The organism is Ferdinandcohnia sp. GQ5 (assembly GCF_059759275.1).
In genome coordinates, this window is record NZ_JCAXEW010000030.1 from 1 (window position 1) to 24869 (window position 24869).

Consider the following 24869-nt stretch of genomic DNA (forward strand, 5'->3'; position numbering starts at 1 on the left):
ATAAAATTCTTTCTTTGTCCGATATCTGTAAAATTGTGTCCGATATCAAAGTATGAGGCAAAAAAATACCCCCAAGGTGCATCACCATTGGAGGTTTTTGAGAAAGTTCTCTCTTTTTTTATAGAGTTGATGGGCAGTTTCAATGCTGCAGCGCTCAAATCGAATCGTTCCACCAGGCGGTAGCTGGGCGATTTTATAAGTATCGGCGGCAATGATCGTTGCGATTCGAGGATAGCCCCCTGTTGTTTGCCGGTCTGCTAAAAGGATGATGGGCTCGCCGCTACTTGGAACTTGAATACCACCAAGAGGGATTGCGTCGGATGCAATTTCGGCCCTTTCTTTATGCTGCAAGGGTTTTGTCCCCTTTAATCTATACCCCATCCGGTCCCCTTGAAGGGCCTGAAAGGTGTCGCTAAAAAACTGTTCGATGGAACTCTCGGTAAAATAATCCTGGTGTGGCCCTAAAATTGCGCGAACGGTTACCCCTTTATCAAAGGTTGGAACAAGGTAGTGCGAGAGTCCTGTATTTTTTCGAAGAGTATCAACAGAACCGTAAATAATATCACCATCGTTGATCTCTGTCCCAAGCTTTGCCTTTGCGTAATATGATTTACTTCCGAGGACTTCTTGAGCTTCAAATCCGCCCGCCACTGCTAAGTATGCGCGAGTTCCCGATACGGGTTTGCCAAACTTAATAATATCCCCTTTTGACACAACAAACGACTGCCATAATGGGGCTTTGTTTCCATTCACAGTCATGCTCAAGTCTGCCCCGCAAACAGAGAGTGTCATTGCGTCTGCTTCTACCCGTAATGTCGGGCCAAGCATGGTAATTTCAAGTACGGCCTCCTCTCTAGAGTTACCGACTAGAATATTAGCAAGCTGGCTTGAATATGTATCCATTGCTCCACTTGTTACGACTCCAAATTGTTGGTAGCCATAGCGGCCTAGGTCCTGAAATGTGGTTAAAAGTCCTTTTTTAAGGACGGTAAATAGCGGTTGTCCCATATAATCACCTAAATGCCTTAATAGTAATGCCTTCATTGGTTAGTGCATGTCGTAATTCTTGTACAAATTGGAGGGCGTGATCATTGTCGCCATGAACACAAATGGAGTCAGCTTTAATTGGAATAATTTCGCCAGTTGTCGTTTGAACGGTTTGTTCTTTCACCATTTGCAGAACTTGTTTGATTGCAACATGGCTGTCGTGAATAACTGCGTCCCCTTGGGTCCTTGGTGTTAAGGTTCCATCAGGTTGATAGGTTCGATCAGCAAACACTTCGGAAACCGTATGTAAGCCGTATTTTTCTCCAGCTTCAATTAACTTGCTACCAGCTAGTCCATAGAGTGAAAGAGTGGGATCAAATCTGCTGACAGCTTTAGCAATTGCCTCTGCAAGGTTAGTGTCGACTGCGGCCATATTATAAAGAGCACCGTGTGGTTTTACGTGAGAGAGCTTTACTTCGTGTGCTTTACAAAATGCAGCAAGAGCACCGATTTGATAAAGAACAAGATCATAGACGTCATTTGGTGAAACGGCCATGGCTCTCCTGCCAAATCCGACAAGGTCCTGAAAGCCTGGATGGGCACCGATAGCGACGCCATATTTCTTCGCCAGCTGTACAGTTTGATTGATTACATGCGGGTCGCCTGCGTGAAACCCACAAGCGATATTTGCGCTGGAAATAAAGGAGAGGACTTCCTCGTCTTTCCCGATTTTATAGGCACCAAAACTTTCCCCTAAGTCACAATTTAAATCAATGGTTTTCAATTTTTTTCACCTCTACTTTGTATTGGTTTTCTTTTACTAGATTTTCAATTTCTCTGTATTCTTGTGCTGAAATCTGAGTGAAGCGGAGGTAGTCCCCTGCTTTCAGTAAAAACGGATTCTGCCGTTCCGGGTCAAATAAAGGTACCGGAGTTCGTCCAATGAGATTCCACCCTCCTGGTGACTCGAGTGGATACACCCCTGTTTGATCACCGCCGATGCCGACCGCCCCTTTTGGAACTTTTAATCGGGGAGTTGCCAGGCGCGGTGTGCTAAGTGTAGCTGGGAGCCCTTTTAAATACGGAAAACCCGGTAAAAAGCCAATCATGTAGACAAGATAATCAACGCTGCTATGTATGGAAGTCACCTCTTCGGTTGAGAGCCCATTCCTGCGAGCGACATTCTCGAGGTCCTCACCATCATAACAGGTTGGAATCACAATGATCTCTTTTGAAGTGGTGCTTTGTTCTGTGGAATGCTTTTCGCAAATCTCAGCAACCTGAGCAAAAAGACGATGATAGGTAGTGAGAATTGGATTATAGTAAACTGTTATTGATTGAAAGGCAGGAACGAGTTCAACAACACCTGGTATACTCATTTGTTCAATGTGTTTCGTGGTTTGCTGAATTTGACGCTGCAAGTTGTCTGAAGCAGGCTCCTTGTATAGAATTTGCAGGGCCATGTCTCCAATAGGTATAATCTCGTAGTTCATAGTAAAACTCCTTTATGGTCTAGAGTCCTACTCCTATCTTATAATGAATATGGTAGAATAAAAATACGAATTTTAAAAAAAGGATGGAGAACGAAAATGAAATTGTTCTTAATATTGGGAGCGATTAATGCATTTTTAGCAGTTGCGCTTGGTGCATTTGGTGCCCATGGTTTAGAAGGAAAAATTACCGAAAAATACTTAAAAACATGGAATACAGCTGTCCAATATCAAATGTTTCACGCGATTGGATTATTTGTTGTTGCCTTTTTAGCGGACAAGTTTTCACAAGTTAGTTTAATTACAACGGCTGGTTGGAGTTTGCTTGTGGGAATCTTTTTATTTTCTGGAAGCTTGTACGTTTTAAGTGTGACTGGTATTAAAATCCTTGGTGCCATCACACCGCTTGGTGGGGTTGCCTTTTTACTAGGTTGGGTATTATTAATAGTGGCTGCCGCAAAACATATGTAAAAAACGAAAGATTAAAGGAGTGTCCGCGGACACTCCTTACTTTTTTAGCGTGGTGGGTAATTGACTAGGCCTTGGCCTCCACCAAATGGATATTGGTACTCAATTTCTTCGTCAAATGTAATGTATTGTAAGTAGACCATTAAGAGTAAGTAGCGCACGCCTGTTTGAGGGTCACTTAAAATAATGTGGTCACGCCCTGCAGCTTCAACAACGCCTTTGAAGACTTTTTGTTGGTTCGTGGTATCAAAGCCCATGTAAACAGTCGCTTGCTTTCCTTTGTTCAGGCGAAGAATGTTTTCGATGTAGGATTCTTCAAGCGGAAGCATACCCGGTACATTTTGCGCGACCCCACCCGTTTGAGCGAAAGTTGGCGTTTGTGGTGCCTGAAAGCCTCCTTGTTGTTGCTGTTGGAATGGATATCCCCCATATGCGAATTGGTTTGGATCCATGTAGCCCCCAAACTGGCCCATACTTTGCGGGTTAAACCCGTAAGCAGCATATGGATTTTGCATTGATTGATTATCTTGACTCAATGTAAGCCCTCCTCAGAATGTTTAATTTTTCTCTTTTTAAATTAAGGCATATGCCTTAGAAAACGTCTGGACAATCCTCCTGTGTTGGTTGGTAGAAGCAGTGTGCTTTAAACCTTCCCACGTTCCACTGGTTAAACCATTGTGCTGGACAGTTTCCTGATGGTTCAAAAAACCACAAAGAAAACCTGGCAGGGTGAAACCTTTCCCCTTTTAGTACCCTTCGTGCAAGTGCAATCTCAGACGGTCGAGCGGCCTGGTAGAAATAGCCCTTTTGGGTTGCTTCAAAGCCACCAGGACTTTGAAAGACCATTTTTCGGATGGTGTTAATATCTTTAAAATCCAGACAACGAGATCTCGCGCGATTTACCCCGACATTCCCTACTAATAGCATGCCTTGTTTACCTTCGCTTTCAGCCTCAGCGCGTAACAACCTTGCTAACAGCTTTACATCTGCTTCCGTGTGCGCAACTACTGCCATCTTTTCACCTCACTACAAAAGAAGACAAGGATAATGAAAAAGCCTCTTTACTAACTTATTGTTTAGGTGAAAGATGGGTTCCTACTTTTTGATTATTTTTGGGATTTTGACTAGAACTTTTTGGTGGTATGTTTAGTGGATTCATCATTGCATTGTATGAGCGAGGAAAAAGGATTATGAATATGGATAAAAAAAAGAGAGGAAGTCCCTCTCTTTTTTTATGTCTAGTTTCATGCGCCATCGGCTCTCTGGTCTAAGAAAAGCGCTTCGGAAGGTAAAATGCACCTTCTGTCAGCGCTTTTCTTATGCTTGTCGCCTAAAACAGGGCGCCTGTCACTTTTCTTAATTAATGTGTAGGAATTGTGGTACTTTTTCTTCAGTTAAAATGTTTCCAACGAAGAATGCTCCGAATTCACCGTATCGAGCACTTACTTCGTCAAAGCGCATTTCATAGACAAGCTTCTTGAATTGAAGCACATCGTCCGAGAATAAGGTTACGCCCCATTCATAATCATCAAAGCCAACAGAGCCTGTGATGATTTGTTTTACGATTCCTGCATATTGGCGGCCAATCATACCGTGGCTGCGCATAAGCTCTTTGCGTTCTTCCATTGAAAGCATGTACCAGTTGTCATTGCCTTCACGGCGCTTGTCCATTGGATAGAAGCAAACATATTTGTTCTTCGGTAAGGTTGGGTATAAACGTCCGCGTACATAAGGATTTTGATATGGATCCTCATTGCTTTCGCCTGCTACATAGTTACTTAATTCAACAACAGAAACATAAGAATATGTAGGAATTGTGTATTCAGCAAGCTTTGTTTTATTGAATTCATTTTCGATTTCATTTAGTTCTTCCATTGTTGGGCGAAGAATCATCATCATGAAATCAGCCTTTTGGCCGACAATTGTATATAATGCATGGCTTCCTTGGTTCTCTGCTTGAGTTTTATTCCACTTATCTACTAAACCAAGAAATTCATGAATTGCTGCTTGTCGCTCGTCACTAGAAAGGGTTTTCCAAGACGTCCAATCAATCGAACGAAAATCATGTAGGCAATACCAGCCATCAAGCGTTTGTGCTGCTTCAGCCATTACAATCACTCCTTATTTATCACATGTTTATGTATTCAACACTACTATATCACAGTTTCCCCTATAGCAAAGTGATTAAACCTTAGGAGATTTTGTGAACAAAAGTGAGAGTGAGTATTTTGTCAGGTTGTTGGGAAAATTGAAGATAGTGTCATAATACTGTCACATGATTTTTAAGGCTTTTTGGTTTTCAATTGATGAAAAAAGCCGTATCCTAATGGTTGGCAGTTTTGGTACGGCTAAATGCCTAACTTACATAAAACGCATTTATTAACATACTAGGAGGAATAAGAGTGAGCGATTTATTTACTCAATTAAAACAAAAGGTATCTGGAAAGGAAATGAAAATTGTTTTTCCAGAAGGATTAGATGAGCGCATTTTAACAGCGGTAAGCCGTTTGGCAAGTGAAAAGGTACTTGTACCAATTGTAGTTGGCGAAAAAGCAGCGGTTGAAAACAAAGCGAAGGAACTTGGTGTTTCCCTTGAAGGAGTGGAAATCTATGATGCTAATTCATATCCAGAGTTCGATCAGCTTGTGGCTTCATTTGTTGAACGACGTAAGGGCAAAGCAACTGAGGAGGATGCACGTAAGATCCTTAAGGATGAAAATTACTTCGGAACCATGCTAGTGTATACAGGTAAAGCACACGGGCTTGTAAGTGGTGCGGCACATTCAACTGCAGACACGGTTCGTCCTGCCCTTCAAATCATTAAAACAAAACAAGGTGTGAAGAAGACTTCTGGTGTATTTATCATGGTTCGTGAAGATGAGAAATATGTATTTGCTGATTGTGCGATTAATATTGCACCAGATAGTCAGGATTTAGCAGAGATTGCAATTGAAAGTGCCAATACGGCTGATATGTTTGATATCGAACCAAGAGTAGCTATGTTAAGCTTCTCAACCAAAGGTTCTGCAAAATCTCCTGAAACGGAAAAAGTAGCAGAGGCTGTTAAAATTGCAAAAGAAATGAATCCTGCCTTAGTATTGGATGGAGAATTCCAATTTGATGCGGCATTTGTTCCATCTGTTGCAAAGAAAAAAGCACCAGATTCCATAATCAAAGGTGACGCAAATGTATTTGTTTTCCCAAGCCTTGAAGCGGGTAATATCGGATATAAAATTGCACAGCGTCTCGGAAACTTTGAAGCGGTTGGTCCAATTTTACAGGGCTTAAATCAGCCAGTAAACGACCTTTCACGCGGTTGTAACTCAGAGGATGTTTATAAACTTGCTTTAATCACAGCAGCGCAAGCGTTGTAAGAATGAGAATGGCCATGTCTTTAGGACATGGCCTTTTTTGTGGGTGTATTTTTGCTAGTGGCAGTAAATTACGATTAGTGGCAGTAAATTAGAAATAGCGGCAGTAAATTAAGATTAATGGCAGTATTTCTGAAACAGTGGCAGTAAATCGTCAGCTACACACCCAATTGTCTGAATTTCAAATGTTCCAATCCGTTTTTAATACTTTTTTTAATAGCTCTACTTGTTCATCCCCGATATTTTCTATGATTTGTTTTTCAATCGTTGCTTTTAGTTCCTCATTTTTCTCATAGCACTCTTCACCAAGGGGGGTTAATTCGATTCGTTTTTCCTTTTTGTTGTTTTCAACATCCATTACGTTGACTAGCCCTTTTGCCTTTAAGTTTTTTATAAATTTATGTGTTGCTTGCCTAGTTATATCAACATTTTTAGAAACATTCGCAATCGTTGTTTGTCTTTTATAGATCCGCGACATGATATACCATTCTGAATTTGAAATCGCGATGTCGCTGGTCTCATTCCATAATTTTTCTGCAATCCCTCGAAGCTGTCCATGTCTTTCACTTAAGAGGTCGATTAAATCTAAATGTTGAAGTACAGGGTCCATAAATTCCACTCCCGTTTTTATAATCGCCATTACTATACAAAAATAAATAGATGTAGTCAACTAAGTTGACAAAATTTATGTGAGGGTTAAGCTGAAACTTTTGTCGATTTATACAGGATATTGAGGTTTTACAGGTCGGTTATTTGTCTTGGAAATGTTATTTTTGTCAACCAAGTTGATATTTTTTGAATTATGGTGTATGATTAAATAAAGTCAACTAAGTTGACAATCCATTGGATAGGAGCATGGTACATGTTTAATATCGGTGATCTAGTGATTTATTCGAATATGGGTATATGCCAGATAGATGATATTTGTGAAAAAACATACGGTGGTATGACTCGGACTTATTATATAATGCACCCAATTGAAGACAGCACGTTGATAATCCAAAACCCAGTGGATAATGACAAAGTATTAATGCAAGGAATTATTGATAAAAGTGAATCAGAGGAAATCTTAGAATCCTTTAAGCTACCAGGAATTCAGTGGATTGACAACAGTTCGGAGCGTCATAAAGTCTATTCTGGAATAGCTTCGTCCGGAAATAGAGAAGAAATATCTAAAGTACTAAATACATTGCTTTGTAAAAAGCATGAATTTGAAATGAACGATAAAAAATTGTCGGAACATGACCGTCGTTTACTTCTTTATTTACAAAAAATATTTTATAAAGAATTGGCGATTACGTTAGATACAACGGTTGAGGCCGTAACGAAAAAAATCAATCAAATGATTGCCTTTAAAATGAGCAAAACCTCACGACATGAGGTAGCTAAATACGTAAATTAAGGGTAAAATAGGACGGTACAGGAACCAGGCATCGCCTGGTTTTTTGGGGTTTATTTCTTTTAAGAACCTCATTGTTAATCTAGTATTTATTAACTTTATTCATTCAGAAGTCTCCTACTTCTGTGGGGGATGAATGCAAACAGAGTATACAATTCAGTCGGGGTTCTAACTCTGACTGAATAAAGTTAAAGCCTCCGGCGGATGCCACAGATTTTCAATGGAAACTTTTCGAGCAAGTAAGTTCAAAGACTAAGAACGCCACGTCCTGTGGCAACGTCTTTATGACCCACTTCATGTGGGCCTAAAATCTGGGCGCAAATACGCCATGGCGCATTTGATATTATAGGAGTATGCCTTATGACCGAAAGTCTTTTATTTCAGCCAAGTTGGCGGATTATTGATCAATCTAGTCTAGGCTATCAATTTGATGCACTACAATCGTTTGCGATAGATGACACTCTTTGTGCGTTTGTGGGTAAAGGTGAATCGCCAGCTACAGCGCGGACTTGGGTTCATCATCAAACCATAGTTCTTGGGATACAGGATACTAAATTGCCTTTTTTGGATGAAGGGGTTGAGTTCCTTGAATCATTGGGCTATCGCGCGATTGTTAGGAATTCAGGTGGACTAGCAGTGGTATTAGATGAGGGAGTGTTGAACATTTCACTCATTTTTCCTGAGACGGAAAAAGGGATTGATATCAACCGCGGATACGATACAATGCTTGAACTCATTCGAAAAATGCTTGAGGGCTATGAAGTCGATATCGTTGCACGAGAAATCGTTGGATCATATTGCCCTGGAAGCTATGATCTAAGTATAGATGGGAAAAAGTTTGCGGGGATTTCTCAGCGCCGCTTACGTAATGGAGTGGCTGTGCAAATTTATTTAGGTGTGACCGGAAGTGGGTCAGAACGAGCAGACATCATCCGTCGGTTCTATGATATAGGTTTGCAAGGTGCGGAGACGAAATTTGTTTACCCAGATGTAAAACCCGAAACAATGGCTTCTTTGGCGGAATTAGTTGATCCAAACCTTACCGTACAAACCGTCATGATGCTGTTGCTTCAAACATTAAAAAAAGAAAGTGAGCACATTTTTGCTTCACAATTAACGGGAGAAGAAATGCCGTTATTTGAGCAAAATTATGCACGTGTACTTGATCGGAACGAAAAAGCATTATAGGAAACTAGGAGATTTGGTTCTCCTAGTTTTTTTGTGGAAAAATGGGATTGTGGGCGTGCAATTGCGTGTTAGATATGATAATTGCGCGATAGATGCCCGGAAATGCGTATGTTAAATTCGATAATTGCGTGATAGAAGATCACAATTGCGTACTAAATCCAATGATTGCGTTTTACCGTAATTTTTTTCTCCAAAAGATATTTTCACTATTAAAATATTTTTTATTATAAAAATATTGAATTTTATTTTTGGGCATGATATGATTCTCGTCAAGTAAGTTATTTGAATGAAGTTAATTGAATATGTTTGCTGTATTTTTCTCTTATCAAGAGTAGGCTGAGGGATTTGGCCCTATGACGCCCAGCAACCGACCGTAATACCATTGTGAAATGGGGCGAGTTTTTTTCGCCGGGTATGACCCGTAAGGCACGGTGCTAATTCCAACAGAAGGATTTTTCTTTCTGGTAGATAAGAGGTGCGAAGACTTTTGTATGCTTCAAGCCTCTTTCTGATGAGAAAGAGGCTTTTATTTTTTTCAAAAAAGGCCTCATAAACGGGAGAGTGGTGGCTTTTTAAAAAGTAAGTAGATTAAAATGGCTCTTTTCTAATAGATTGTTGCTTTTATAAGAAGTGCAAACCAAGTTGATTGAAGCGGAAGGCGGCGACTCCAGCGGGAAAAGCATGAGACTTGAGACCCCGCAGACGCGACAGCGACCTGTCCAGTTGCAGCGGCTAGAAACTCGAGAAATTTCAACTCCTCCTTCAGAGGCAAAATACGCCTCTTTGTCGGAGTCTCCGACGCACAGGATGTGCTAGTGCCGACGTCGCCACAGGACGTGGCGCTTTAGTCGGCCAATTTTCTCGTTTCTGTTCAAGCCGCCTCCACACTTCGTTGAGGAGGCTCAAGCCACGCCCGCGGAAAGCGTCCGCCTGCAGTGGAGATCAACGGTGCAAAAAGCAACAATGTCTACGAAATCAGCCATTTAATATGAAAATGGATGACATACAAAAAAGGGGAGAAACACAATGAAATTAACAAAACTATTATTCACAGCGTTACTACTTATTGCAGTATTGGTTGGATGCCAACCGAAAGTCGCAGAGGAAACAACAAAAACAGATAGTACAGAAGTAAAAAATTCTGAACATCCATTAGCAAACAAAAAAATCGCTTTAATTATGCAACAAAACTTAGGAACTTTTTCTGCTCAATATATTGAGGGTGTTGAAGAGCAGGTGAAAAAGTTTGCTGGCGATACAACTGTTTTTACATCTGATGGAGACCTAGCAAAAATGGCGTCAAACGTCGATGCGGCGGTAAACCAAGGATTTGATGCTATCTTGATTGACCACGGAACAAAAGAAGCCCTACAAGGTTCAGTTCAAAAAGCGGTAGAAAAAGGTATCCCAGTTGTAGTGTTTGATGCAGAAGTGGAAGTGGATGGGGTTACAGTTCTTGAACAAGGTGACCAGCAAATGGCGCAAATGACACTTGAGAAATTAGCGGAAGATGCTGGTGGTGAAGCAAATATCGTAAAAATTTGGGTGGCTGGATTTGCTCCAATGGAAAGACGTCAAATCGCCTATCAAGAGTTTCTTGACAACAATACTGGTATAAAGGAAATTGCAACGTTTGGTGCAGCGACTGCTAATACTGCGCTTGATACACAAGCACAGATGGAAGCTCTTTTAAAGCAATATCCTGAAGAGGGTCAAATTACAGCAGTTTGGGCAGCGTGGGATGAATTTGCAAAAGGTGCTGTTCGTGCAATTGAACAAGCAGGCCGTTCAGACATTAAAGTTTATGGAATTGACATGAGTGATGAAGATTTACAAATGATTCAAGCAGAAAACAGCCCATGGGTTGCATCTGCGGCGGTTGATCCAAAAGATATCGGACGTATTCAAGTTCGTTTTGCCTACCAAAAACTAAATGGTGATGAAACACCAGAACGAGTAAAACTAGAGCCAGTATTCGTAACAAAGGATGCACTGCCTGAAGAAAAAATTACAACTGCAGAGCTTGACCAATACATTGAAGGCTGGGGTAAAAGCGAACAAGGTTACACAGATGAGCTGAAAAAGCTTGAAGCTGGGGAGTAAAAATGGGGGCCTCAAGGGGTCCTCTGTAAAGGAGGATATGCAGATGCCTTTACTCGAAATGAAGGAAATTACAAAAGGTTTCGGTAATGTGGTTGCACTTGAGAATGCTTCTTTTGAGCTACAAAGGGGCGAGGTCCACGCGTTGCTTGGGGCAAATGGCGCTGGAAAAAGCACGCTGATGAAAATTCTATCAGGAGCCTATGGGCTCGACGCTGGGACGATTACCCTTGAAGGCAAAACAATTGATATTCGTTCTCCGAAGGATGCAAAATCATCTGGTATTCACATTGTTTATCAAGAGGTCGATACGGCGATTGTACCGCAGTTAACGGTTGCTGAAAATATTTTACTCGATACTTTTTCAACTGAAAAAAGCTTGTTCATTAATAAAAGAAAGTTTCGTGAAAAAGCAGCCTCGATTCTAAGGCTCTTGAATGTCACGGATATACCAATGACAAAGCAGGCATTAGAGTTATCACTTGCCGAAAAGCAGTTGGTTTTGATTGCGAGAGCCCTTGCACATGAAGCGAAGGTCATCATTTTTGACGAGCCAACTGCACCATTATCGATTGAGGAAACAAAATACCTTTTCGATATTGTAAAAACACTGAAGGAAAAAGGTGTCGGTTGCGTTTTTATCTCACACCGATTACCCGAGGTGTTTGAAATCTGTGACAGGTTAACGATTATGCGTGATGGCAGGACGATAAACACTTTTTCAACTAAAGAGGTGACTCCAAAAACAGTTGTCGAAACGATGCTTGGAAGTACCTATACAGAACAATCCTCGAAACGAAAAGCCGTGACGGGTGATCTTCTTTTAGAGGTAAAGGGGCTTGATGATGGGGAAAAGCTTACCGATGTTTCGTTTACGGTTTCTGAAGGGGAAATTGTTGGGGTTGTCGGGTTAGTTGGCGCTGGAAAAACAGAACTTGCGAAAACATTGTTTGGCCTTCGTCCTTACGAACAGGGTGATGTGATCGTGAAGGGGAAATCTCATCATTTTACCCATTCACAACAAGCAATTGAGGCAGGTTTTGCGCTTATTTCAGAGGAGCGCCGTAAGGAAGGGTTGTTTATTCATGAATCAATCTCTACAAATCTATCCTTTGCCAATTTGAAAAAGTTCTCACCGTTTTTAATGATGAATCGACAGGCTGAAAAGAGCTATGCAAGCTCCATTATTGAATTGCTTGGAATAAAAACAAACGATACGGAAACTCTGGCTGAGCATTTAAGTGGAGGAAACCAGCAAAAGGTTGCGATTGGAAAATGGGTTTCTCGAAATGCGGGCCTCTATTTGTTTGATGAGCCGACAAAAGGGGTTGATGTCGGTGCGAAGCAGGATATTTTCAAGCTTATTTATTCCCTCGCCGATGAGGGGAAAGGGATCCTTTATTTTTCTTCTGAAATCGATGAGATTATAAGAATTTCAGACCGGATTCTTGTGATGTATGACGGAGAAATCGTAAAGGAACTTTCAGGAGGAGAGGCCACACAGGATCAAATCCTTTTGTATGCTAGTGGTGGAAAGGATGACGTACATGAAAGGGAATATCATCAGCTTCCTGTTTAAATATGGGGCAATCTTATTAATGGGCTTTATCTTAATCTATTTTAGTACTGTGAACAGTGCATTTTTTTCATATGGAAATCTATCAGATATCCTACGATCCATCTCAATTGTAACACTTCTTGCGTTAGGGGTTACGTTTACGCTTGTTGTTGATGGATTTGACTTATCAGTAGGGTCAACTATGTCATTGTCGGTCGTGATTACGGCGTCATTGATGGTCTGGTATGAGTTACCGCTCTGGGTGGTACTGCTATTACCACTATTAGTTGGGGTTGTAGTTGGTCTTGTAAATACGTTTTTAATCGTAAAAATAGGGATACCGGATCTACTCGCGACACTTGGAATGATGTATATCGTATCAGGTCTGCACCGGACCTATACGGAAGGGTATTCCATCTATAACCATATGCCATTGACCAGTGGCGGGACGGCCCCTGGTGAGTTCAATCAAGCATTTTTATGGATTGGGCAAGGGAAGATGCTGGGATTACCGGTTCCGGTCTGGATTATGCTCGTTTTCGTGCTTCTTGCTTATGTGATTCTTAACCATACGAGATGGGGCCGAATTCTATATATGACAGGTGGAAATGCAGAGGCTGCAAGATTGTCTGGTATCAATACAAATAAGGTAAAGCTGATTGCGTATACCGTTTCTGGAGTGTTTGCTTCAATGGCGGGAATATTGTTTACTGCTCGTGTCGGTTCGGGACAAATAGATGCGGGTGCTTCACTGTTAATGGAGTCTGTTGCTGCGGTGTTTGTTGGATTCTCCGTGCTTGGTGCTGGAAAGCCAAATGCACTTGGAACCTTTTTTGGAGCAGCACTTATTGGAGTTCTTTTGAATGGACTAACCATGCTAAATCTACCATACTATGCATTTGAAATTGTAAAAGGTGGGGTGCTGGTCTTGGCACTTGCTGTGACCTACATTGGCGTTAAATACCGACCAAAAATCATTCGAAAAAGGAGAGAGCAAAAACATGCCGCTTAAAAAACTAGAACATGTTGGAATTCAAGTAAAGGATTTAGACACGACAATTGAGTTTTATACAAGAGTATTGGGGTTAGAGTTGCTAGAAAAACAGGACCATGTCGATCCAAACTTGAAGCTAGCATTCCTTGGCTTTAGTGATTCAGACGAAACAGTGATTGAGCTCATTTCCGGATATAATCCAAACCTTCCAACAGAAGGAAAGGTACATCATATCGCATTTACCGTTGAAAATATCGAAGAAGAAATTGCAAGAGTTAAAGAGCATGGTGTTACGTTTGTTGATGAAAACATTACGACGCTTCCAAGCGGGGCTAAATACGTTTTCTTCAATGGGCCAGACGGCGAATGGATTGAATTGTTTCAAAAATAATAGAGAGTAATTTGCGACCAGGGGGGATCCTCTGGTTTTTTTTATTTTTCGTGCAACTTTTTTATGTCTATATACGTCAATAAATGAGGGTGTTTTCTGAAAATTACATATATGGTATGATTTTGTGGTAGTTCCTATTTTTTACAGTAAGAGGTGAGAGGGGGATTTTGGGTGCTTAAGAGATTAAGAGTATTTAGTGGGCGAGACTTGGTATCGATTCTTTATTTTGTGCTGGTTGTACTGGGTATTGCCTATTTTCTAGGGAATGGGGATGTGTCAACGTTTTTTTCAAGACTAAAAATGTTATTCCCTGTTTCCGATAGTTGGGAAACAATCAAGCATTTTACCAGCAATTTTCAGACTGAGGGCAGTCTTGGGGCAACGAAAAATAAGGAGCCATTTGAAGAAATCGTCCTTGAATATTTTCCGAGAAGTTTATCGGTGATTGTGACGGCCTTTTTGCTAGCGATTGCACTAGGAATCGGAAAAGGAATTTTTGATTATCGTAATCGTTATACGTCCCTAAACTTTTTAGGAACAGGGGTAACCTCTTTCCTCAATTCTTTACCTGACTTTTTTATGATTATTTCGTTGCAGTGGATTATTTTAATTCACTTTCGATTTATTGATTTTTTTGGTCATGACCAGTGGTTTAACTTCATATTACCAGGGATTTTAGTGTCTCTCTATCCAATGATGTATTTTGCGAGAATTATCTTTACTGCACTATCAGCTGAGGATGGCGAGATGTATATTCAATATGCTCGCGCAAAGGGACTGACCCAACGATATGTTATATATAAGCATATCTTGAAAAAATGCTTTCGTTCGATCTTACAACATGTTGGTGTTGTCATGACCTATGTCGTTTCGAATCTATTCATTGTTGAGTGGTTGATGGAGTATAAGGGTGCAGCTTGGCGAATGATGGTGTCAATCAAACGGTTAGATTTAAATATTCCGGAAAATCAACCATATGCTGATTTTCCGGAAACAGGGCTAATCGTAGAAATTTCTTTCTGCTTTGTCGTTCTCCTATTAATCACTCAAGTCGTGTCTGTGATTTGGCAAAATAAGTATGAGATTGAAAAAAGAAATATGTTGACCAAAATTACAAAAGTTATTTTTCAATATGCATTTGTTTGGTTATTTGTGTTTTATATTATTTCTTACGTAAAACCTGGTCATTAGGGAGGAGGGTGTTCATGAAAAATTGTTCGCTTTGGACAGGGTTAGTTCTACTCGGATTCATGTTATTTATTAGTTTTGTTGGGCCACATTTGCCTTTTATTGATGATACTGCTCCCGAACACCGTATGAGGTTTTATGAGGGTGGAGAGATTGGAAGGGCGCCTTTTCCGCCTTCTAAAGAAGATCCACTGGGGACTGACCGCGAAGCTCGCGATATATTGAGTATGATAGTTATAGGTGCAAAAGATACCCTTAAAATTATCGTGCTCATCACATTCATTCGGTACATCATTGCGATTCCGATGGCATTTCTGGCTTCTACGAAAAAAGGAATTGCCTACATGGTGTCAAATGGGTGGTATTCCTTATTTGGGAGTATCCCCACTATTATTGCTGCCATTTTGCTTCTTGAAATTGTCCCAGTTGAAGGCCTGGAAAACGCTGTATATTGGAAAGTCATGATCATCGCACTTATTGAAGTGGGGAGGGTTAGTTATATTCTATCCCATGAAATTTACGAGGTTTCGCAGAAAGAGTTTGTCCAAGCGAGTGTGACGGTGGGGAGCACTCCCTTTCAGTTATCAGTCATGCATTATTTGCAATCCGTTTCCCAAAGTGTAGTTGTCAATTTTTTTAATGATTTAGCACGTGTGACATTGCTAGTGGGACAGCTTGCATTGTTTCAATATTTTATTGAGCATGCAATTGACTATATTCCAGGTGGTGGGACTTTTCATGAGGAATCTGGATATAACTCTGTGACTGGAGTGTTCGATTGGCCAGGGCTATTGTCTGCTGCCCGTTATGAAGTAATGAAGGCCATCTGGATACCGCTGTTCCCAGCACTTGCACTTACATTGCTGCTGCTAACGTTTCAATTATTGAGTGAGGGGTTCAGGAAATTATTTGAAAGACAGACATCTAGTGAGAAAAATCAAACGGTAAGACGTTTGGTTGAAAGAGTTGGAGAAGCGTTTGTTACTAGTAAAATGGCGGGGGCTGTGACACTAGTCATGTTTGTGGTTATGGTTGGAACCGTTATTGTAACTGGGGTTGGAAATAAGACAACAGAAGTGGCTGCACCAGTTGAGGAAGAGGTTGAGGAGGAAGTCGAGGAAGTAGTTAATGAAGCAAAACATTTTGATGAAGATAAATATGTGTTTGAAAATGGAAAACTTGTAGCGACAACAGTTGCAACCACTGCAAAAGGTGGGTTTTACGATAAATTAGAGCATCTAGAACTCCATATGGAGAAGAAATCAGATAACGATTATGAGACCGATACCTTCGTCCTTAAATGTAGAACAATTGGAGCGGGTCGTTGTGAAAAACCCGTGATTAAGTTTAAAAAACCTATTACCAATGTAGAGGAAGCTTATCAACTATTGGTGGACCATTTGCCAATAGATGCAGTAAAAGATGTTGAGTTTCAAGACAAAGAAAGATATGTTTACGCCCTAGAAAGTTCCCTATTGAAAGAGAGCTATTTAGAGGTTGGTATTAAATCGATATTTGTAATGTTCTACATCACACCAGAAAAAACGATTGAAAAAGTAGAATTTGAAGGAGTAGGTCCTTGGTAAAACAAACCCCCTGCCCGTTTGTAAAAACAAACAGCCAGGGGGGTATCTACTCTATTCCGCCATTTTCTCCAAATTTCCGTTGCGGTCCATTTTAAAAGAAGTAGCTGGACGTTCTTCGTCTTCAAATAAGACGAGTTTTCGTGCACGGTTCATAATCTTCATTAATGTTTCGTAGTCTTCTTGAATATTGGCAGAACTTTGCTCAAGCTGGGCAATTTTCTTTTCAAGTTCCTCATTTTTACGAAGTATCTCATTCTTTTCTTTTTTCAATCTCTCATTCTCGGATTTCAGTGCTTCAATCCCGAGATTTTTGCTGCCCATAGATTGAAGATAGGAAATCACGGAATCAATCGTCATTTGTGGTCTAGAAGTAGAATACTGCGGTGTCCGTGTTTCCTGACGTATACTCGTAGATTCAGATGGAAATAGCGGGAGCTCGTCCGCAAACTCTTCTAGACTTGGAGTTGGTGGTGTATACAACAGCTGCTTTTTCACAGGTTGATTTTTACCAAGTGCACGTTGGCGTTGTTTACGGTGCTTCTTTGCAAGCTGTAAATCCTTCTCGTAGCTATGACGAACAACAGCGTTCCAACGGAAGCCGCAAGCAGCAGAGGTACGGTTTAATCTATCTCCAACCTCTTCAAAAGCATTTAGTTGTGTACTACCTTCTCTTACGTGTTTTAAAACAGTTTCAGCTAATAACAAATCATTTTCTTCTGTCCAAGCATCTTGTCTTTCTTTCATATTTATTCATCTCCCAATATAAATGTATATAGTTGCATTAGGTTATTACTTATATTGGTCAATAGATTCAAACTTTATACCATATTTGTAAAAGGATAGTAGACTTATTTATTTATATTTAGATATCATACCTCGTACATGTGTAGAATTTTTGAAAATTGTCTCGTTCCCTTGCAATGGCTATGTTGTAAGGGTTAAAATACCATGTAGTGTTTTTAAAGGAAATCGTCATGCTAATCATGACTGATCAAATATATGAACGACTCGGAATTTACAAAATGAAGGGATTGTACGTAATATGGCAAACGAATTTCGCATCTGTGATGATTGCCAGGCAACCAATATTAAAACATTAGTGCCACGCTTAAAGGAAGTAGATAGTGAGGCAACCATTGATATCCGCTGCCAATCATACTGTGGCCCTGGTAGAAAAAAATCATTCGCATTCGTTAACAACCGTCCGGTATCAGCTCCAACTGAAGACGAGTTGATTGAAAAAGTCATGAAGAAATTGAAAATGGACTAAAATCGCCTTTCTCTCCTAAGAGAAAAGGTGATTTTTTATGCTTTTTATGCAGGGTTTCCCAAAATCCACCTAGAAATTCTAATGCATGTCGAAAAATTTTCCAACCATTGATATGACTTGGCTAAAGGCGATTTATGAAGAATTTTAGGTTTTTTTGTCAGTCATAAAAATATATAATAATAGCATGCCAGTATGGAAGAGGTTGAATACATGACAAATTCCAATGGGAAATTAAGTGAAGAAAAGGTGTTTAAGGACCCTGTACATAGGTATGTTCATGTTCAGGATAAAGTGATTTGGGAACTCGTCGCAACATCGGAGTTTCAAAGATTGCGTCGCATCCGCCAATTAGGGACAACCTATTTTACCTTCCACGGGGCGGAACATAGCCGTTTTAACCATTCATTAGGTGTATATGAAATTGTCCGGAGAATTATCGATGATGTATTTCGTGAACGCCCCTTGTTAAATGACGAGGAGCGCTTACTGTGCTTATGTGCGGCACTACTTCACGATCTAGGTCACGGGCCATTCTCACACTCATTTGAAAAAGTATTTCATTATGATCATGAAGAATTTACACAAGCAATCATTGTTGGGGATACAGAAGTAAATCGCGTACTGAAACAAGTCGGAGATGATTTTCCGAAAAAAGTCGCCGAAGTGATTGCAAAAACATATAAAAATAAATTAGTCGTGAGTCTCATCTCCAGTCAAATTGATGCTGACCGTATGGATTATTTATTACGAGATGCTTATTATACGGGTGTTAGTTACGGAAACTTTGATATGGAGCGGATTTTGCGTGTCATGAGACCGCAGGAAGACCAAGTTGTTTTTAAAAGCAGTGGGATGCATGCGGTTGAAGATTACATTATGAGCAGATACCAAATGTATTGGCAAGTGTATTTCCATCCCGTTACACGAAGCGCAGAGGTCATTTTAACAAAAATCCTCCATCGTGCCAAACATTTGTACAAGGAACACTACGAATTTAAAACAGCCCCTGTCCATTTGATATCCATTTTTGAAGAAAAGCTGACATTACATGATTATGTAAAACTAGATGAAGCGATTTTTACTTTCTATTTTCAGGTATGGCAGGACGAGGATGACGAAATTTTAAGTGATTTATGCCGTCGTTTTCTCAATCGTAATCTCTTTAAATATGTAGAGTTTGATCCTAGTGCACAAATGATGAAAATGATGGAGCTAAGAACTCTTTTTGAGGAAGCAGGGATTGATCCGACTTATTATTTAGTGGTCGATTCATCATCAGATTTGCCGTATGATTTTTACCGGCCGGGTGAGGAAGAAGAAAGACTTCCAATCAACTTGTTAATGCCAAATGGAGAAATTCGCGAATTATCAAGGCAGTCTGAAATTGTGGATGCCATTTCTGGAAAAAGGCGTACGGATCACAAGCTATATTTTCCACAAGACATGATTGGAAAATTACCAAATGATACAGTAAAACAGAAAATAAAAGATGTTTTAGATATATAAAAGGTATTCTGGCCAATTTCGGATGAGGAGATGAAGGGGTTTTGTTAACAGAACATGCAAAGGTAATGAAGGCATTCGCTGCTGCAGGGGAAATCACGGGTCGAAAAAAACTTCAAAAAATGATTTACATCGCCAAAAAGATTGATTACCCATTTTACGAAAAGTACAACTTTCATTTTTACGGGCCATACTCAGAGGAGCTCACATTACGTGTGGAGGAGCTCTGCAATCTTGGATTTTTGGATGAGGTCAAAGAGAAAAAAGGTGGCTATTATCAATATCGCTACGCATTGACCGAAAAAGGCGAGCAGTTTTTGGGACATTACCAATTGGACATGCCTCCACTTGAAGACTGCATGCAAGCCCTAAATGAACAAAGTGCGCGCTTTTTAGAGCTGGTGTCTACTGTCTTATACTTCGAGGGACTTGAAAAGGAAGAAGTCAAAGAGAAAGTATTTACATTAAAAGCAAAGCAACGTTATACAGACGAGGAAGTTGAAGAAGCTTATCAATATATCGATTCTCTTCGTAATCTTGTAAAACATTAATAGAAAACTCGGCAGGTAGAATCTGCCGAGTTTTTTTGTATAGTCCAGTTCCAGCGCCTAGCACTTCGAGGTCATAAGCTAATCCGTCAAGAAGGATAAACTACATCCTTCTTGCTGGCATTTCTTATGCTTGTCGGACTTGCACACGATGTGCTGACGTCTACGTTTGCCACAGGACGTGGCAGTAGTTAGTAGACGTTCAATTTCAAGTCGCTTTCACATTCTGTATCAATGTGGTAAAAATGCAAGTTGGTAGAAAAACAATACAGCAAATAGATAAACAAGTGGGTGCACTTCTTTCCATTTACCCATGACCACTTTCATAAGCGGGTAGGAAATAAAGCCTAATGCAATTCCTGTTGCAATACTCGATGTGAGTGGCATACTTAGAATAATTAAGAATGCTGGAAAGGCTTCATCAATCTCATTCCATTTGATATGTGCAATGCTTCCCATCATGAGTGAACCAACAATAATTAAGGTTGGGGCTGTAATCGCCGCAATCCCAGAAACGGCACTTACCAAAGGTCCGAAGAAGGCAGCTATGATAAACAAGATTGAAACTGTTACTGAAGTGAGACCTGTTCGACCACCTGCAGCTACCCCAGTTGACGATTCAATATAAGCACTTGTAGGACTTGTTCCAAACATGGCTCCAACCGTTGTACCAACCGAATCAGCAAGAAGGGCTTGTCTTGCACGTGGCATAACATTACCTTTCATTAACCCTGCCTGTTCAGCAACTCCAATCATCGTACCTGTCGTATCAAAGATTGTAACGAGTAAAAATGAAAAGACAACAGCGTATAGTCCGTACTGAATGACATCGCCAATCGCAGCAAATGGATTTGCAATAATTAATCCTTCAGGTAGAGACGGCTTGTCCATGAATCCTTCTTTAAACTCAAGTTGTCCCGTAAAGTATGCAATAAGAGCTGTGATAATCATTCCGAAAAATAAAGCTCCGTTTACTTTACGTGCCATGAGAATAAGGGTGATTGCTAATCCTGCAAGTGCCAAAAGGACCTGTGGCGCGTGTAAATCACCTAATGTAACTAAATTTGTTGGATGTGCGGTGATAATCCCTGTAAGACGAAGACCAATAAAGGCAATAAATAAACCAATTCCTGCTGTGATCCCGTGCTTTAAGTTTGGTGGAATCGCCTCAATTAATTTTTCACGAAACGGTGTCAATGACAAAATGACAAAAATGATACCAGCCACAAATACAGCAGCAAATGCTGTTTCATACGTAATGTTTTCATTTGCACCTACAACTGAATAAGCAAAAAAAGCATTTAATCCCATTCCAGGAGCAATCGCAATTGGATAATTTGCAAAGAGTGCCATCCAAAGTGTTCCCACAACAGTTGCGATAATTGTAGCTAAAAACACTTGTTCAAAAGGAACGCCTGCATCTGATAAAATAACAGGATTTACGACGACGACATATACCATGGTTAAAAAGGTCGTAATCCCTGCTAGAACTTCCTTTTTAACGGTTGTATTTAACTCCGATAATTTAAACATAATAGTTTGTACCTCCAAAAGACGAACGATTTAAAAATCCTTTTCTATAATATTCGTTTTAAAGATGGACTGCAAGAGAAAGTTTAAATTGTCTTCGGTTAGTTTTCCCGGAATAGTCATTTGGTGAGGTGGAAAATCGTGGATTTTGACTGAGAGAAAGGTTGTTTGCCCTGCAAAAAATAGCGATCTTGGGGTAAAATTAAGATAAGCTTACTAGAGTAGAAGTTATAAGGAGGAATTCAACATGGCAAAAAAGGAATTGTCACTAGAACAGGTTGAAGAATTGCTCAACACACTACAAGAGCGATTTGAGAAAAATTTGAACCGCCACAGCGATCTTGAATGGGCAAAAGTTCAAGCAAAGCTAGAAGCTAATACAGAAAAACTGTGGTCATTAAACGAAATGGAAGCAACTGGCGGTGAACCGGATGTTATTGATTATGATAAGGATACCGATGAGTATATTTTTTATGATTGTTCAGCAGAAAGCCCAAAAGGCCGTAGAAGTGTTTGTTACGACCGTGAAGCACTTGAAGCCAGAAAAAAACATAAACCTGATAACAGTGCTATCGATATGGCAACGGAAATGGGCATTGAACTATTAACAGAAGAACAATATCGTGAACTTCAGGAACTTGGAAATTTTGACTTGAAAACGTCGAGTTGGGTCCAGACGCCGGCAGCTATTCGAAAACTTGGCGGGGCTATCTTTTGTGATCGTCGCTATGACACTGTCTTTACATACCACAATGGAGCAGATTCCTACTATGGAGCTAGAGGCTTCCGTGGCTCATTGAGGGTTTAATTTTTACATAATAAAAATAGAAACCCGTGGTTTCTTTACCACGGGTTTTTAAACACTCTATTCTTGATCACTTAAGCGTTTGCCGCCTACTGCATAATGGTTTTTTGTCATTTCCTCAATAAAAACAACAATTTTATCATCTGGAGCTCCAGTTGTTTCAGATACTGCTGCAGTTACTTTTTCAACGAGCGCCTTTTTTTGTTCTTCAGTGCGTCCTTCTAGCATTTTTACTGTTACGTATGGCACAATGAATCTCTCCAATCATTCTTTTATATCATCATAAGAGTATTGTATACTGAAAATAACAACTTTTCTACAAAAAGGGGAAATTTGGTGGAACAATTAAGTGGTTTTTTAGCATTTGATTTATCTTTGATACCATATGTAGTGATCACATTACTGGTTGCCTTTACGGTACATGAGTTTGCTCATGCGTATGTGGCATATAAGTTTGGGGATGACACAGCAAAGCGGCAAGGGAGATTGACCTTAAACCCGATTGCTCATTTAGATCCTTTTGGGACAATTCTGATTTTCCTAGCTGGGTTTGGATGGGCACGACCTGTACCTGTTAATCGATTTCATTTTAAACGGCCAAGGCTTGCTGGGATTCTTGTTTCCGTCGCTGGACCACTAAGTAACCTGCTTGTAGCGGCACTTGCTTTACTCATTTATATCATCTTGATTCGTGTTGGTGTATTTGCATCGATTCCAGAAGCATTTGGAGAGGGTTTTGAAACGTTCTTTAACCTGTTTGTACGGTTGAACCTTGTGCTGTTTATTTTTAACTTATTACCGTTTCCACCGCTTGATGGATATCGCATCATTGAAGACCTTGTCCCAGCTCGTATCCGCCCAAAATTAACACAGTATGAGGGACTTGGAATTGTGCTGTTTTTGGTTCTGGTCATTACACCAGTTGGGGATCGGTTTCTATATCCGTTACTGACGAATGGGGTATATGCCATCACAGATCTACTGGTCATGATCTTCAGACCAATTCTTCAATTATAAAATTAGAAGTTCATATGGTAAAATGGTTGGTAATGAATAGAAAAATGTGAGTTCTAAAGGAGGGTGAAAAGGACCAAGAATTTCAAGGCGGCGCGAGCTCCTGAGTACCGGAGCGAGGCAATTGCTTGAGTTAACTCCTTTGCAGCCTTGCAGTGAGGAATTGCCTTCGTGAATAAACTAGGACGCAAGCACATAACTGGTTATTCACTATGTTCGTGGAGTAATGCACCCAGAAATTCTATGCGTCACTTTCGGCCGATTTTTAGAACATCCTTTGGAAAGGGAAAGGTGGATGTACGGTGGATCAAAACAAGAAAAAAGTAGCCTTTAATATCATTAAAAATGATCCAACTGATGGGCATAAAGGATATGGAATTGGGGCGCTTAGCCTCGAAAATATTTCACCCGTATTTGTTGATATAGACGCTGAAGATGTATTTGTTGACGTCGGTGCAATGCATGCACGAAGTGTGGTTGAAAAAGGGATAAAATTTCTACCGAATAAAGAAGATGTCCCTAATGGGAAGCCATACTGGCTTGTGTGGGTTACGATTGATCGAAGGGAAGAGGGTCCATATTATGCGGGAGTAACAGCTTGTGAAATGACGGTTGACCGCTCGATTCGTCGTGGCTATAAATCCTTACCGGAGCACGTAAACAAAATGGATAAATCATTAAAGCGCCATATCATGGTCGATTTTATGGACGACAAATCAAAGAAGCTACTTGCGGATTTCTTAATTAACCACAATAAAGAAATTTGGGATAACTCAAGTGAGGAGTTAAAAGAGGGGCTTAAGGTCAAATAAAGATGAGAATAAAAGCGAAACCCCCAGGCTGTGTAGGTCTGGGGGTTTCTATGTCCTAGTTTCAATGTGTGTACATTGTAAATTTAGTGTACTTTATTTTGTTAAAAAAGCTCAAGCTTTAGTCTGTTTGTTCACCAAAATGTCACAATTACAGAAGATGATTTGAGAAAAGAGGGTTCGTTCTAAGTATAGAGTCCATGATTGGTAAAATTAGGAACTGATTGTGACGCAAAGTTTAAAGTACCCGATGAATGTGTCCGAATCCAGCCGTCATTCGGACAGGAAACGGCCAATTCTGTCGGTTAGAATCTGAATCCAGCTCAAATTCAGACAGAGAACGGCAAAATCAAACGGTAAGAGTCTGAACCCAGCTCAAATTCAGACAGATATCGGTTAAATCGAGCGGTCTGTGTCCGAACCCAGCTCAAATTCGGACAGAGAACGGCTAAATCAAATGCTCAGAGTCCGAACCCAGCTCAAATTCAGACAGAGAACGGCTAAATCCAGCGCACAGAGTCCGAATCCAGCTCAAATTCAGACAGAGAGCGGCTAAATCAGGGGGTCTGTGTCCGAACCCAGCTCAAATTCAGATAGAGAACGGCTAAATCAAGCGGTCTGTGTCCGAACCCAGCTCAAATTCAGACAGAGCACGGCAAAATCAAGCGGT

General features: G+C 40.4%; 26 protein-coding genes and 1 riboswitch. Of the genes, 16 read left to right on the forward strand and 10 right to left on the reverse strand.

Going from position 1 to position 24869, the window contains the following annotated elements; genetic code table 11:
• Positions 1-81 precede the first annotated feature (81 nt).
• Genes AC6CHV_RS24765 through pxpB form a run of 3 tightly spaced genes read right to left on the reverse strand, consistent with a single transcriptional unit; the run spans position 82 to position 2480 of the window.
• The gene (locus AC6CHV_RS24765) at positions 82-1008 is read right to left on the reverse strand and encodes a 5-oxoprolinase subunit C family protein (protein ID WP_341333294.1); all 927 of its coding nucleotides are present in this window, start codon (positions 1006-1008) and stop codon (positions 82-84) included.
• 4 nt (positions 1009-1012) lie between these two features.
• Positions 1013-1771 carry a 5-oxoprolinase subunit PxpA gene (gene pxpA / locus AC6CHV_RS24770; protein ID WP_498079879.1) on the reverse strand — a complete coding sequence of 253 codons (759 nt, stop codon included), beginning with the start codon at positions 1769-1771 and terminating at the stop codon, positions 1013-1015.
• Complete coding sequence (gene pxpB, locus AC6CHV_RS24775; RefSeq protein ID WP_498079880.1) at positions 1758-2480, reverse strand: 5-oxoprolinase subunit PxpB; 723 nt, start codon at positions 2478-2480, stop codon at positions 1758-1760. The genes pxpA and pxpB overlap by 14 nt, the downstream gene beginning before the upstream one ends.
• 96 nt (positions 2481-2576) lie before the next feature.
• Here pxpB and AC6CHV_RS24780 point away from each other — a divergent pair, with 96 nt between their 5' ends.
• The gene (locus AC6CHV_RS24780) at positions 2577-2948 is read left to right on the forward strand and encodes a DUF423 domain-containing protein (RefSeq protein WP_341333291.1); all 372 of its coding nucleotides are present in this window, start codon (positions 2577-2579) and stop codon (positions 2946-2948) included.
• Positions 2949-2992: 44 nt separating this feature from the next.
• Here the strand turns inward: AC6CHV_RS24780 and gerQ are convergent, their stop codons facing one another.
• The 3 genes from gerQ to hemQ form a co-directional block, all read right to left on the reverse strand.
• Positions 2993-3481, reverse strand: a complete 489-nt coding sequence (gerQ, locus tag AC6CHV_RS24785; RefSeq protein WP_246006490.1) for a spore coat protein GerQ — start codon at positions 3479-3481, stop codon at positions 2993-2995.
• 55 nt (positions 3482-3536) lie between these two features.
• Positions 3537-3959: a cell wall hydrolase gene (locus tag AC6CHV_RS24790; protein WP_121448346.1), complete on the reverse strand. Its 423-nt coding sequence runs from the start codon at positions 3957-3959 to the stop codon at positions 3537-3539.
• A gap of 342 nt (positions 3960-4301) precedes the next feature.
• Positions 4302-5054, reverse strand: coding sequence for a hydrogen peroxide-dependent heme synthase (gene hemQ, locus AC6CHV_RS24795; protein ID WP_121448345.1), 753 nt, complete (start codon positions 5052-5054; stop codon positions 4302-4304).
• 293 nt (positions 5055-5347) lie between these two features.
• On the opposite strand from hemQ, the gene pta reads away from it, so the two are divergent.
• Positions 5348-6319 carry a phosphate acetyltransferase gene (pta, locus tag AC6CHV_RS24800; protein ID WP_341333290.1) on the forward strand — a complete coding sequence of 324 codons (972 nt, stop codon included), beginning with the start codon at positions 5348-5350 and terminating at the stop codon, positions 6317-6319.
• Between the two features lie 178 nt (positions 6320-6497).
• Here pta and AC6CHV_RS24805 read toward each other — a convergent pair whose 3' ends face one another.
• Positions 6498-6926: a winged helix DNA-binding protein gene (locus tag AC6CHV_RS24805; RefSeq protein WP_121448343.1), complete on the reverse strand. Its 429-nt coding sequence runs from the start codon at positions 6924-6926 to the stop codon at positions 6498-6500.
• Positions 6927-7178: 252 nt separating this feature from the next.
• Here AC6CHV_RS24805 and AC6CHV_RS24810 point away from each other — a divergent pair, with 252 nt between their 5' ends.
• The 8 genes from AC6CHV_RS24810 (at position 7179) to AC6CHV_RS24845 (ending at position 16720) form a co-directional block, all read left to right on the forward strand.
• Complete coding sequence (locus AC6CHV_RS24810) at positions 7179-7718, forward strand: CarD family transcriptional regulator (protein ID WP_121448342.1); 540 nt, start codon at positions 7179-7181, stop codon at positions 7716-7718.
• Between the two features lie 357 nt (positions 7719-8075).
• Positions 8076-8903, forward strand: coding sequence for an octanoyl-[GcvH]:protein N-octanoyltransferase (gene lipL, locus AC6CHV_RS24815; RefSeq protein ID WP_121448341.1), 828 nt, complete (start codon positions 8076-8078; stop codon positions 8901-8903).
• Between the two features lie 319 nt (positions 8904-9222).
• Positions 9223-9378, forward strand: a riboswitch (SAM riboswitch).
• 551 nt (positions 9379-9929) lie between these two features.
• Entirely contained in the window at positions 9930-11006 is a 1077-nt protein-coding gene (locus AC6CHV_RS24820; protein WP_341333289.1) for a sugar ABC transporter substrate-binding protein, read from the forward strand.
• A gap of 37 nt (positions 11007-11043) precedes the next feature.
• Positions 11044-12582, forward strand: a complete 1539-nt coding sequence (locus tag AC6CHV_RS24825) for a sugar ABC transporter ATP-binding protein (RefSeq protein ID WP_341333288.1) — start codon at positions 11044-11046, stop codon at positions 12580-12582.
• Complete coding sequence (locus AC6CHV_RS24830) at positions 12551-13573, forward strand: ABC transporter permease (RefSeq protein WP_341333287.1); 1023 nt, start codon at positions 12551-12553, stop codon at positions 13571-13573. The genes AC6CHV_RS24825 and AC6CHV_RS24830 overlap by 32 nt, the downstream gene beginning before the upstream one ends.
• The gene (locus tag AC6CHV_RS24835) at positions 13563-13946 is read left to right on the forward strand and encodes a VOC family protein (protein WP_121448337.1); all 384 of its coding nucleotides are present in this window, start codon (positions 13563-13565) and stop codon (positions 13944-13946) included. Before AC6CHV_RS24830 ends, AC6CHV_RS24835 begins: the two co-directional genes overlap by 11 nt.
• A gap of 171 nt (positions 13947-14117) precedes the next feature.
• Positions 14118-15137: an ABC transporter permease subunit gene (locus tag AC6CHV_RS24840; RefSeq protein ID WP_341333286.1), complete on the forward strand. Its 1020-nt coding sequence runs from the start codon at positions 14118-14120 to the stop codon at positions 15135-15137.
• A gap of 14 nt (positions 15138-15151) precedes the next feature.
• A complete protein-coding gene (locus AC6CHV_RS24845) occupies positions 15152-16720 on the forward strand; it encodes a hypothetical protein (RefSeq protein WP_341333285.1) in 1569 nt (522 codons plus the stop codon).
• Positions 16721-16771: 51 nt separating this feature from the next.
• Here AC6CHV_RS24845 and AC6CHV_RS24850 read toward each other — a convergent pair whose 3' ends face one another.
• Positions 16772-17464 (reverse strand): RsfA family transcriptional regulator, encoded by a 693-nt coding sequence (locus AC6CHV_RS24850; protein WP_341333284.1) that lies wholly within the window; start codon positions 17462-17464, stop codon positions 16772-16774.
• Between the two features lie 298 nt (positions 17465-17762).
• Here AC6CHV_RS24850 and AC6CHV_RS24855 point away from each other — a divergent pair, with 298 nt between their 5' ends.
• The 3 genes from AC6CHV_RS24855 to AC6CHV_RS24865 all read left to right on the forward strand — a co-directional run bounded on the left by AC6CHV_RS24855 (position 17763) and on the right by AC6CHV_RS24865 (position 20044).
• Positions 17763-17990: a DUF1450 domain-containing protein gene (locus AC6CHV_RS24855; protein WP_121448333.1), complete on the forward strand. Its 228-nt coding sequence runs from the start codon at positions 17763-17765 to the stop codon at positions 17988-17990.
• Positions 17991-18200: 210 nt separating this feature from the next.
• Entirely contained in the window at positions 18201-19496 is a 1296-nt protein-coding gene (locus AC6CHV_RS24860) for an HD domain-containing protein (protein WP_341333283.1), read from the forward strand.
• Positions 19497-19537: 41 nt separating this feature from the next.
• Positions 19538-20044 carry a YwgA family protein gene (locus AC6CHV_RS24865; RefSeq protein WP_341333282.1) on the forward strand — a complete coding sequence of 169 codons (507 nt, stop codon included), beginning with the start codon at positions 19538-19540 and terminating at the stop codon, positions 20042-20044.
• A gap of 228 nt (positions 20045-20272) precedes the next feature.
• Here the strand turns inward: AC6CHV_RS24865 and AC6CHV_RS24870 are convergent, their stop codons facing one another.
• Positions 20273-21574: an NCS2 family permease gene (locus tag AC6CHV_RS24870; protein WP_341333281.1), complete on the reverse strand. Its 1302-nt coding sequence runs from the start codon at positions 21572-21574 to the stop codon at positions 20273-20275.
• A gap of 244 nt (positions 21575-21818) precedes the next feature.
• On the opposite strand from AC6CHV_RS24870, the gene AC6CHV_RS24875 reads away from it, so the two are divergent.
• Positions 21819-22379, forward strand: a complete 561-nt coding sequence (locus AC6CHV_RS24875) for a DUF4256 domain-containing protein (RefSeq protein ID WP_440273254.1) — start codon at positions 21819-21821, stop codon at positions 22377-22379.
• Positions 22380-22436: 57 nt separating this feature from the next.
• Here the strand turns inward: AC6CHV_RS24875 and thmT are convergent, their stop codons facing one another.
• On the reverse strand, positions 22437-22625 hold the full coding sequence (gene thmT / locus AC6CHV_RS24880) for a 2-hydroxymuconate tautomerase (RefSeq protein WP_121448328.1): 189 nt from the start codon (positions 22623-22625) through the stop codon (positions 22437-22439).
• A gap of 87 nt (positions 22626-22712) precedes the next feature.
• Here thmT and AC6CHV_RS24885 point away from each other — a divergent pair, with 87 nt between their 5' ends.
• Together AC6CHV_RS24885 and AC6CHV_RS24890 are read left to right on the forward strand one after the other, a co-directional pair.
• A complete protein-coding gene (locus tag AC6CHV_RS24885) occupies positions 22713-23393 on the forward strand; it encodes a site-2 protease family protein (RefSeq protein WP_498079881.1) in 681 nt (226 codons plus the stop codon).
• A 299-nt stretch (positions 23394-23692) separates the two neighbouring features.
• The gene (locus AC6CHV_RS24890; RefSeq protein WP_341333278.1) at positions 23693-24202 is read left to right on the forward strand and encodes a YwhD family protein; all 510 of its coding nucleotides are present in this window, start codon (positions 23693-23695) and stop codon (positions 24200-24202) included.
• Positions 24203-24869: the final 667 nt, after the last annotated feature.

Excerpts from the sequence above, each read along its gene's own strand:
- pxpB (WP_498079880.1), bottom strand. The coding sequence starts at position 2,480 with ATGAACTACGAGATTATACCTATTGGAGACATGGCCCTGCAAATTCTA.
- AC6CHV_RS24825 (WP_341333288.1), top strand. The coding sequence starts at position 11,044 with ATGCAGATGCCTTTACTCGAAATGAAGGAAATTACAAAAGGTTTCGGT.
- AC6CHV_RS24830 (WP_341333287.1), top strand. The coding sequence starts at position 12,551 with ATGAAAGGGAATATCATCAGCTTCCTGTTTAAATATGGGGCAATCTTA.
- hemQ (WP_121448345.1), bottom strand. The coding sequence starts at position 5,054 with ATGGCTGAAGCAGCACAAACGCTTGATGGCTGGTATTGCCTACATGAT.
- AC6CHV_RS24780 (WP_341333291.1), top strand. The coding sequence starts at position 2,577 with ATGAAATTGTTCTTAATATTGGGAGCGATTAATGCATTTTTAGCAGTT.
- AC6CHV_RS24850 (WP_341333284.1), bottom strand. The coding sequence starts at position 17,464 with ATGAAAGAAAGACAAGATGCTTGGACAGAAGAAAATGATTTGTTATTA.
- AC6CHV_RS24855 (WP_121448333.1), top strand. The coding sequence starts at position 17,763 with ATGGCAAACGAATTTCGCATCTGTGATGATTGCCAGGCAACCAATATT.
- AC6CHV_RS24810 (WP_121448342.1), top strand. The coding sequence starts at position 7,179 with ATGTTTAATATCGGTGATCTAGTGATTTATTCGAATATGGGTATATGC.
- lipL (WP_121448341.1), top strand. The coding sequence starts at position 8,076 with ATGACCGAAAGTCTTTTATTTCAGCCAAGTTGGCGGATTATTGATCAA.
- AC6CHV_RS24875 (WP_440273254.1), top strand. The coding sequence starts at position 21,819 with ATGGCAAAAAAGGAATTGTCACTAGAACAGGTTGAAGAATTGCTCAAC.
- AC6CHV_RS24870 (WP_341333281.1), bottom strand. The coding sequence starts at position 21,574 with ATGTTTAAATTATCGGAGTTAAATACAACCGTTAAAAAGGAAGTTCTA.
- AC6CHV_RS24835 (WP_121448337.1), top strand. The coding sequence starts at position 13,563 with ATGCCGCTTAAAAAACTAGAACATGTTGGAATTCAAGTAAAGGATTTA.
- AC6CHV_RS24860 (WP_341333283.1), top strand. The coding sequence starts at position 18,201 with ATGACAAATTCCAATGGGAAATTAAGTGAAGAAAAGGTGTTTAAGGAC.
- AC6CHV_RS24805 (WP_121448343.1), bottom strand. The coding sequence starts at position 6,926 with ATGGACCCTGTACTTCAACATTTAGATTTAATCGACCTCTTAAGTGAA.
- AC6CHV_RS24845 (WP_341333285.1), top strand. The coding sequence starts at position 15,152 with ATGAAAAATTGTTCGCTTTGGACAGGGTTAGTTCTACTCGGATTCATG.
- AC6CHV_RS24790 (WP_121448346.1), bottom strand. The coding sequence starts at position 3,959 with ATGGCAGTAGTTGCGCACACGGAAGCAGATGTAAAGCTGTTAGCAAGG.
- AC6CHV_RS24765 (WP_341333294.1), bottom strand. The coding sequence starts at position 1,008 with ATGGGACAACCGCTATTTACCGTCCTTAAAAAAGGACTTTTAACCACA.
- AC6CHV_RS24820 (WP_341333289.1), top strand. The coding sequence starts at position 9,930 with ATGAAATTAACAAAACTATTATTCACAGCGTTACTACTTATTGCAGTA.